The sequence below is a fragment of the Streptomyces sp. NPDC006332 genome, assembly GCF_040612855.1.
Taxonomy (GTDB): Bacteria; Actinomycetota; Actinomycetes; order Streptomycetales; family Streptomycetaceae; genus Streptomyces.
In genome coordinates, this window is sequence record NZ_JBEXRA010000115.1 from 1 (window position 1) to 8516 (window position 8516).

Genomic DNA, 8516 nt, shown 5'->3' on the forward strand with positions numbered 1-8516 from the left:
GTTCTTCTCGAAGTCCTGCTTCCAGATCTGCTCCCGGTAGACGTCCGGGACGCTGGTGTCGAACTTCGGGAAGCCAGGCGCCGACCCCGGGCAGCTTCGACGCCGTCCGGTCCCGGACCACGCACGAAGCGGCCCTCCCCGCAAGGCGGGACGGGCTCCGGAGTGCGAAATTGACCCGGATGGCGCTCTCGCCGGGAGACGTGGCGCCCGGCGGGGTCTCCTTGAGGGGCAGCCGTCGAAGGAGGTGTCCCATGTACGAGATGTGCGTTGGTCCGGAGGCCGGGACGGGGGCGCTGGTGTGGCACGTGCTGGAGCGGCACCGGGGCAGCAGTCTGTGCGGTGTCGACCTGACCGCCGGGCCCGGCGCCCGACCGTCCGAAGGGACCGCGACCGACCGCCACTGTCTGCCCTGCATGGCGCGCTTCCAGGAAAGCCTGGAATCGACGGGCGGCGGTCACTCGCGCTGAACCGAGAACCGGCGGACAGCCGCCGGTGACCCCGCCTCGGGAGCAGCTGAGGCAACGGGCTGGTTACGGTGCCCTCGAACCGTGATGGCCACCCGGTGAGCTCTTCATGATGAAGGTATGACGACTGGCTCGCGGGCCATGACCCGACTGGCGGACTGGCCGGACCTCGTGGAGGCCCGGCCCAGTTGCGGCACGGGTCGTGCGCTGCGCTGCGACGGTGCCGAGATAGCGCACTTCCATTCGGCCCGGCTGGCCGACGTGCATCTGTCGGCACCGGCCATCTGGCGCCTGAGGGCCGATCTGAAGGGCTCGACCGCCCTGCGGCTGGTGCCGGGCTCCGCCTGGGTGACGGTCCGCCTGGAGTGCGAGTCGGACATCGACCTGCTGTTGACGCTGGTGAGCGTCGCCCTCAAGGCGCACCAGGGGAGCGTAGCGGGTGACCCGGCCCCGTCCGCGCGCTGCAACGAGTCGCGTGGTGCCGCGATCGCGCGGTGACAGACCCGTGACGCTCCGTCAGCCGTGGAAGTTCACATAGCCGTTGCGGTCCGGGTCGGAGCCGCTCTTGGTGTACGCGTGCACGTCGGCCCGGCTGCCGGACGGCTTGTAGAAGTAGATCGTGTCCTTGTCGTTGTTCCAGATGAAGTTGCAGTTCTGGCGGTAGACGACGTTGTTCGCGTCCGAGTCGGTGCCCTGCCGCCGCGCAGCTTCACATAGTCGCCCGGCTGCAGCGAGTGGTTGTTGGTGAAGGTGAAGCGGTTCCCGGCGGCATCCTTGACGACATAGCCCTTGAGATTGACGGTCGTCGAGGACGAGTAGTTCTTGATCGTCAGGTACTCGTTCTTGGTGTTGCCGGTGGTGCAGTTGTTGGAGTCCGAGCCGGGAGCGTCGTACTGGACGCCCTTGAGCTTCAGGGCCGACGAGTACTCGGCGGCCTGGGCCGGCGCGGCCGCCACGGCGGCTATCAGTCCGGCGGCGGCGGTGGTGGCTGCCAGGCCATGGCGCTTACGCATGGGAAATCCCCCCAGTGGTGCGAGTGGAGCGCCAGGAGCCTACCTCTTTTATGAAAAACATATGGAGTGATCGTGTGGAAAATGTGAAGTGAGCTGATCGGCGCGGTGATGGATACCCGTGACCTTGAGGAAGACCCGGCGGTGGAGAGGGCCGGCAGCGGAGAGGAGCCCGGGTGGGCACGGAGGCGACGGCGGGCGGCCAGGACGACAACCCGGCGGACACGACCCAAGGAGCCGACCCCAGAAGGTGGAAGGCCCTGTGGGTGACCCTGGTGGCCGGCTTCATGAGCCTGCTGGACGTGACGATCGTCGCGGTCGCCCTGCCGTCCATGCAACGGGACCTGCATGCCTCGGCACCCGCCATCCAATGGGTCGTCTCGGGCTACGCCCTGGCGTTCGCCCTCGTCCTGGTGACCGCCGGACGCGTCGGCGACGCGATCGGCAGGCGCCGCATCTTCCTGCTGGCGCTGACGGCGTTCGTGGTGTGCAGCGCGGCGGCGGGCGCGGCCCCCACCATCGAGCTGCTGGTCGTGGCCCGGCTCGCCCAGGGCCTCGCCGCGGGCTGCCTCGCCCCGCAGAACTCCGCCCTCATCCAGCAGATGTTCCGGGGTGCCGAACGCGGCCGGGCCTTCGGCCTGTTCGGCGCCACCGTCGGGGTCTCCAGCGCCGTCGGCCCGGTGGTGGGCGGACTGATCCTCATGCTGGCCGGCGGACCACAGGGCTGGCGTTGGATCTTCTACGTCAACATCCCCGTCGGCGCGCTCGCACTCGGACTGGGACTGCGGCTGCTGCCGAGGCTCGCTCCCGGCCGCCGTGAACGGCTCGACCTGCCGGGCGTCGCCCTGCTCGGCTGCGGAGTCCTGTCGCTGATGCTGCCGCTGGTGCTGGCCGAGTCCGGCGGCGTCCGACGGCTGTGGTGGCTCTTCCTGGTCGGCGCGGCGCTCCTGTTTGCCTTCGCCCGCTGGGAACGGCGCGTCGCCGCGCGCGGCGGGCAGCCGCTGCTGGACCCGGAACTGGCCACCGCCACCCGCGGTTACGCGGCCGGCGCCGCCATCGCGACTCTCTACTTCGTCGGCTTCAGCGGCGTATGGCTGGTGTTCGCCCTCTACTTCCAGAACGGCGAGGGGTACTCGCCGCTGCGCTCCGGGCTGGCCGTGACCCCGTTCGCCCTCGGATCGGCGCTGGCCGCACTCGTGGCCGGCCGGCTGGTGGAGCGGCTGGGCCGGCTGCTGACCGTGTGCGGCCTGGCCGCCGTGGTCCTCGGGCTGGGCGGGGCCGTGCTGAGTCTGGGCCTGGCACCCGCCGGCCTCGCGGTGTGGCTCGCGGCGCCCGCCCTGTTCGTCGGCGGCCTGGGCAGCGGATGCGTCATCTCGCCCAACGTCACCATGACCCTGCGCGATGTCCCGGTACGGATGGCGGGCGCGGCGGGAGGCGCGCTGCAGACCGGACAGCGGCTCGGCGGAGCCGTCGGTACGGCCGCCCTGCCGGGCCTGTTCTACGTGGTGCTCGGCGCCCACGGCCACGACTACCGGTCGGCGGTCGCGACCGCCGTGGGCTGCGGCATCGCGCCGGTGCTGGGCGCGCTCGCGTTGGCCGTGCACGACTGGCTACGGGACCGCAGGGCGGCCCGAAAACCGTGCCCGCCGGAGGTGTCCCACAGCCCCGTGCACGCGAGCCAGGGCTGACCTCGGGCCCGCACGGGTACGGCGATAGGGTCCCGGCATGGTTCATGCGGACGTGGGAATCGTGCATCCCGGCTCCATGGGAGCGCAGGTGGCCGCGCAGGCCGTGGCGGCCGGAGCCAGGGTCTGGTGGTCGGCACAGGAACGGTCGGACGCCACCCGGCAACGGGCCGCCGCCCTGGGACTGACGGCGGTCCCCAGCATGACGGAGCTGGCCTGCGAGTGCGCGGTGATCCTCAGCGTGTGCCCCCCTGCCGCGGCCCTGGACGTCGCCCGCCAGGTCGCGGCGACCGGCTTCGACGGCGTCTACGCCGACGCCAACGCGATCAGCCCCAGCCGCATGGAACAGATCACCCGGGTGATGCGGGAGAACGGGGCGACGGTGGCCGACGGCGGCATCACCGGCCCGCCTCCCCGCGAGGCAGGCACCACCCGGCTGTATCTGTCCGGCGACGACCCGGCGGTGGAGACGGTGCGGGCCCTGTTCGCCGGCACCGCGCTGACCCCGGTCGTGCTGGCCGGGCCGGTTGGCCGCGCGTCGGCGCTCAAGCTGGCCTTCGCCGCCTACAACAAGATCTCGTACGCGCTCGCCGCCGAGGCCAGCGCCCTCGCCGCCGACCACGGTGTCCTCGACGACCTCCGCGACCTCGCCGCGCACCTGCTGCCCGGCACTCCGCTGGCCCTCCCGGAGCGGTTGGCGAGCGCGGGGGCGAGGGCCTGGCGGTGGGAGCCGGAGATGCGGGAGATCGCCGAGGCCTGGCGCGGCAGCGGCCTGCCAGGTTTCTTCGCGGACGCGGCGGCGCACACCTTCGACCAGTGGCGGGACCACAAGGACGACCGGACCGTGACGGGAGACCGGCTGATCTCCGACCTCATGGAGCGGCCGTCGGACGAGCCGTGACGGTCGAGTCGGACGAGGACCCCCGCGTCCGCCTGATCCGACGGTACCGACCGTACGACTGGGACCGGGGCCGCACCACTCGAACGGACCAACGGCAAGAGCTCCGCCGTACCGCGGCCGGCGCGGTACGGCGGAGCTCCCTTGCGTTACGGGGCGGTCCTAGTGGTCCGCCGCCTCGTCGGTCACGTCCGTGACCGTCCAGCGCTGGTTGGAGCCGGAGTTGGGCTGCCACGTCGTGACCGGGGCGCCCTCGTTCGTGGCCTGGCCGCCGACCTCCAGCACGCGTCCGGTGCCCGCGTTGACCAGGGTCCAGGTGTGGTCACCGGTGGTCGACATGATCCACTCGGTGGCCGGGTCCCGCTCGCCGGTGTCCGGCTCGACGACGGGGACGTTGTCGCGGACTGCGAGCCGTTTGCCCTCGGCCGGGTTGGCGAGGACGTACCGCTGACGGTTGCCGGTCTTGCCGTGCCGGGCGTCCAGCTGCCACTCCTGCGCGACGGTGCCGTTCGCCGCACCGAGGACCAGGTTCGTCCCGTTCGCCGCGACCGTCACCGCCTTGCCGCTCTGCACACCGGTCAGGGTGTAGGAGTGGCCCTTGGTGAACAGGCCCGCGTTCTTCGCGACGCCCGAGACGCCCTTGACGGCGAAGGAGGTCACGGACTGCGCGGGAACGGTGTAGGTGGCCTTGCCGTCCACGACCTTGACCGGGGCCTGCCGCTGGAGCTTGCCGTCGGCGCTGGTCACCGTCGGCGTGACGGTCGCGTTGCCCTTGATCGTGCGGAACTTCGACAGGTCGATGGTGACCGTGCGGGGCGCGGTGGTGGAGTTGACGTGGACGAGCGAGGCGCCCTTGCCGTCCTTGGTCACGGCGGCGGCGCTGGAGGTGTCGTCCACCTTGATCAGCTTGTCGCCCGGCTTGATGAAGTGCGTGAAGTTACGAGCGGTGTCGAACTTGGTGTTGGTGTAGATCGGGCAGGACTTCAGGGTGTCCTTCGAGGTGCAGCTGAACGGGAGCTGGATGCTGCCCCAGTTGCCGCCCTTGGCGGACTCGCCGCCCGGCTTCATGTTGTCGTAGTCCTCGACCGGCTGCCAGAACACCCAGGCCGTGGGCTCCAGTTCACGCAGGTCGTTGACGATCTGCTGGGCGAGTCCGAGACCCGGCCGCATGTCGGTGAAGCTCTGGCCGTCGCCCCAGTCGCCCTCGACCTCGCTCATCCACAGCGGCTTGTCGGCCGCCTTGGCCAGGTCCCGCACGGTGGTGCGCTGGCCCGTGCCGTAGGTGTGGACGTTCATCTGGTCGACCAGGTCGCGCGACGCCTGCGAGTAGGTGTTCCAGTTCTGCGCGAAGATCGACGGGTTGGTCTCGTCCATCGCCGAGATCTCCGACTTGACCTTCGCCTTCCTCAGCGCGGGCGCCAGCTCGGCGAGGACCTTCTGCTGCAGCTCGGGGCCGATGTGCGCGCCCTCCTGACGGCCGCCGACCGGCTCACCGTCCGCGCCCAACTTGGTGCCCCAGTAGCTGGTGTTGGGCTCGTTGAACGGGTCGACGGTGTCGACCTTGATGCCCTCCGCCTTCTCCAGCCGCTTGGTCGCGCCCGCCAGGTAGGCGGCGAAGTCGTCGACCGAGTCGGTCTTCAACTGGTCCTTGGAGGCGTCGAACCCGCCGGAGACGTAACCGCTCTCGGTCATGAACCAGGGCGGCGAGTTGCTGAAGGTCTCCCAGTGGGTGATGTCCTTCTTGATGCGGTCCACCCACCACCGCTGGGTGGCGTCGGCGTTGTTGTTCCAGTCGGCCGGATCGTCGGCGCTCCACCAGTCGGTGTCCTCGCGGGTGGTGCCCGCGGGCGCTTTCCACCAGCCCTCGACGGCGCCGCCGGCACGCAGGTAGTCCTTGACGTCGGGGGCGTTGCCGCCGCCGATGTTGTACCGGGCGATGTTCAGCGCCAGGCCGTCGTCGCCGAAGAGGAGCTTCGCGAGCTTCTCGCGTATCTCCGGCGGGTAGTCGCCGGTGGCGTTGGCGAACCAGACCAGGCTGGTGCCCCAGCCTTCGAACTTCTGCTGCTGGTACGACGGGTCCGGCTGCACGGTGACGGAGGCGGTGGCCTCGGTCTGTGCGTGCGCGGGAACGCTGAGCAGAGCGGCCCCGGTGGCCAGGGCCGTCAGGGCGGCGGCTGAGAGGGACCGTCTGCTGCGGGTACGGCGTGCCATCTGTGCTCCCCACTGGATTGTGGTCGCTGTGATGACCCCTCCCGCCACGGAGCGGGAGGGGACTGCCCTCGAACGGCGAGTGCCGCTCGAGGAGTCATGGGTGCGGGTCGGTTGTGTTCAGGCCTCAGCGGGCTGTCGCAGTACGGCGACGCCCCTGGGGCCGAGGGTGAGTGTGCCGTCCGCGTCGGCGCCGCCGACGAGGATCTCGCCGGGGAAAGCGGCCACCGGCACCGTGTCGTCGGTGCGGTTGACCAGGAACAGGAACCGGCTGTCGGTGCCGCGACGCACGGTCAGTTCGACCAGGCCGCGGACCTCCTCGGGCAGTTCGCTGGTCACGCCGGCCGGCCCGAGCAGACGCGGCAGCAGGGCGGTCAGACCCGGCACGCCGAGCCGCGTGGACACGTAGGCGGCCGAACCGCCGCCCGTCGTACGCCGGGTGACGGCGGGGCCGCCGGTCTGCGGGCCGGTGCGGTAGCGGGCCAGGACCTCGGTTCGGGGGTCGGTGACCGTGATCCGGTCGGTCCACAGGCTGCCGGTGCTCGCGTCGTCCAGTTCGACGGTGTCCCCGTCGAGCAGCGGCCCGAACTCCTCGATGCGCAGACCGAGCAGGTCGCGCAGGGCTCCCGGGTAGCCGCCGAGCCAGACGTGGTCGTTCTCGTCGACGACCGCGGAGAAGTACGTGGTGATCAGGTGGCCGCCCTGCTCGGCGTACCGGGTGAGCTCCTTGGCGAGGTCGGAGGGCACCAGGTGCAGCACCGGGGCGATCAGCACCTGGTGGCGGGACAGGTCGGCGCGGGTGGTGATCAGGTCGGCGCGGATGCCGAGGGCCAGCAGCGCCGAGTACCAGTCGAGCGCCTCCTGCCGGTAGTCGAGCAGGGAGGTGGGGTGGGAGTCCTGCTCGCTCGCCCACCACGACTCCCAGTCGTAGACGATCCCCACCTTGGCCGGCTCCCGCTCGGAACCGGCGACCGGGGCGAGCGCGCCGAGGGTTGCGCCGAGAGCGGCCACCGCCCGGAACAGGTCGCTGTCCTCGCCGGCGTGCGGGACCATCGCCGAGTGGTACTTCTCGGCGCCCGCCGCCGACTGCCGCCACTGGAAGAAGCACACCGCGTCGGCGCCGTGCGCGACATGGAGCAACGAGTCGCGGGCCAGGTCGCCGGGCCGCTTGGCCACGTTGACGGGCTGCCAGTTGACGGCGCTGGTGGAGTGCTCCATCAGGAACCAGGGCCGCCCGCCCGCGATGCCGCTGGTCAGGTTCGCCGAGAAGGACAGCTCGTCGCGGTCCTGGGGGCCGGGGTGGACGTAGTGGTCGTTGGAGACGAAGTCGATCTCCTCGGCCCAGTCCGGGTAGTTCATGCCCTTGGTGCCGGGCGTCACCATGAAGTTCGTGGTGACGGGCACGTCCGGTGTGATCTCGCGCAGGAGGTCCCGTTCCGCGCGCAGGTGATCCTTGAGCGCGTCCGAGGAGAAGCGCTTGAAGTCCAGCTGCTGGGTCGGGTTGGGGTGCGAGGCGGCGAGCCTCGGCGGCAGGATCTGCTGCCAGTCGCTGTAGCGCTGCGACCAGAACGCCGTTCCCCAGGCGTGGTTGAGCGCTTCGAGCGTGCCGTAGCGGGCGCGCAGCCAGCCGCGGAAGGCGCGGGCCGCGTCGTCGGAGTAGTCGTAGATGTTGTGGCAGCCCAGCTCGTTGGAGACGTGCCAGGCGACCAGCGCGGGATGGTCGCGGTACCGGTTCGCGAGCTCCCGGACCAGCCGCAGGGCGTGCTCGCGGAAGACCGGGGAGGTGGGCCGCCAGTGCTGGCGGGCGCCCGGCCACACGGTCTCGCCGTTCGCCGTGACCGGCAGGATCTCCGGGTGGGCCGTGCTGAGCCAGGGCGGCGGGGAGGCGGTGGCGGTGGCCAGGTCGACCCCGATGCCGCCGGCGTGCAGCAGGTCCATGACCTCGTCGAGCCACCCGAAGTCCCACTCGTCGGGGCCCGGCTGGATCCGGGCCCACGAGAAGATCCCCACGGACACGATGGTGACTCCGGCTTCCCGCATCAGCCGGACGTCGTCCTCCCACACGTCCCGGGGCCACTGCTCGGGGTTGTAGTCGGCGCCGTAGCCGAGACGGGGGACAGGGTCACCGTCCGCCCCGCGCGGGCGGGACAGGAGGGTGGAGATCATGGCGGTCCTTCCAGATGTGGTGCCGTCCGGGCCCGGGGAGTTTGATTGCGACTCCCGCTTCTGCTTGTGCCGACCGCACAGCTCC

At 71.0% G+C, this 8516-nt stretch carries 6 protein-coding genes and 1 pseudogene; 4 read left to right on the forward strand and 3 right to left on the reverse strand.

The features are described from left to right. Positions 1 to 251 precede the first annotated feature (251 nt). Positions 252 to 467: a hypothetical protein gene (locus ABZ027_RS42650; RefSeq protein ID WP_356778419.1), complete on the forward strand. Its 216-nt coding sequence runs from the start codon at positions 252 to 254 to the stop codon at positions 465 to 467. 117 nt (positions 468 to 584) lie between these two features. Further along, the gene (locus ABZ027_RS42655) at positions 585 to 962 is read left to right on the forward strand and encodes a luciferase family protein (RefSeq protein ID WP_356778421.1); all 378 of its coding nucleotides are present in this window, start codon (positions 585 to 587) and stop codon (positions 960 to 962) included. Positions 963 to 980: 18 nt separating this feature from the next. Here ABZ027_RS42655 and ABZ027_RS42660 read toward each other — a convergent pair. After that, positions 981 to 1477 (reverse strand): annotated as a pseudogene (locus ABZ027_RS42660) (lamin tail domain-containing protein). A 263-nt stretch (positions 1478 to 1740) separates the two neighbouring features. On the opposite strand from ABZ027_RS42660, the gene ABZ027_RS42665 reads away from it, so the two are divergent. Both ABZ027_RS42665 and ABZ027_RS42670 read left to right on the forward strand, forming a co-directional pair. After that, on the forward strand, positions 1741 to 3162 hold the full coding sequence (locus tag ABZ027_RS42665; RefSeq protein WP_356778429.1) for an MFS transporter: 1422 nt from the start codon (positions 1741 to 1743) through the stop codon (positions 3160 to 3162). A gap of 37 nt (positions 3163 to 3199) precedes the next feature. Then, a complete protein-coding gene (locus tag ABZ027_RS42670) occupies positions 3200 to 4060 on the forward strand; it encodes a DUF1932 domain-containing protein (protein ID WP_356778423.1) in 861 nt (286 codons plus the stop codon). Positions 4061 to 4219: 159 nt separating this feature from the next. Here the strand turns inward: ABZ027_RS42670 and ABZ027_RS42675 are convergent, their stop codons facing one another. Continuing rightward, positions 4220 to 6268: a glycoside hydrolase gene (locus ABZ027_RS42675; protein ID WP_356778425.1), complete on the reverse strand. Its 2049-nt coding sequence runs from the start codon at positions 6266 to 6268 to the stop codon at positions 4220 to 4222. Between the two features lie 117 nt (positions 6269 to 6385). Then, positions 6386 to 8431, reverse strand: coding sequence for a beta-galactosidase (locus ABZ027_RS42680; RefSeq protein ID WP_356778427.1), 2046 nt, complete (start codon positions 8429 to 8431; stop codon positions 6386 to 6388). Between the last annotated feature and the right edge of the window lie 85 nt (positions 8432 to 8516).

Coding starts and splice junctions, on each gene's coding strand:
- ABZ027_RS42650 (WP_356778419.1), top strand. CDS start 252: ATGTACGAGATGTGCGTTGGTCCGGAGGCCGGGACGGGGGCGCTGGTG.
- ABZ027_RS42655 (WP_356778421.1), top strand. CDS start 585: ATGACGACTGGCTCGCGGGCCATGACCCGACTGGCGGACTGGCCGGAC.
- ABZ027_RS42670 (WP_356778423.1), top strand. CDS start 3,200: ATGGTTCATGCGGACGTGGGAATCGTGCATCCCGGCTCCATGGGAGCG.
- ABZ027_RS42675 (WP_356778425.1), bottom strand. CDS start 6,268: ATGGCACGCCGTACCCGCAGCAGACGGTCCCTCTCAGCCGCCGCCCTG.
- ABZ027_RS42680 (WP_356778427.1), bottom strand. CDS start 8,431: ATGATCTCCACCCTCCTGTCCCGCCCGCGCGGGGCGGACGGTGACCCT.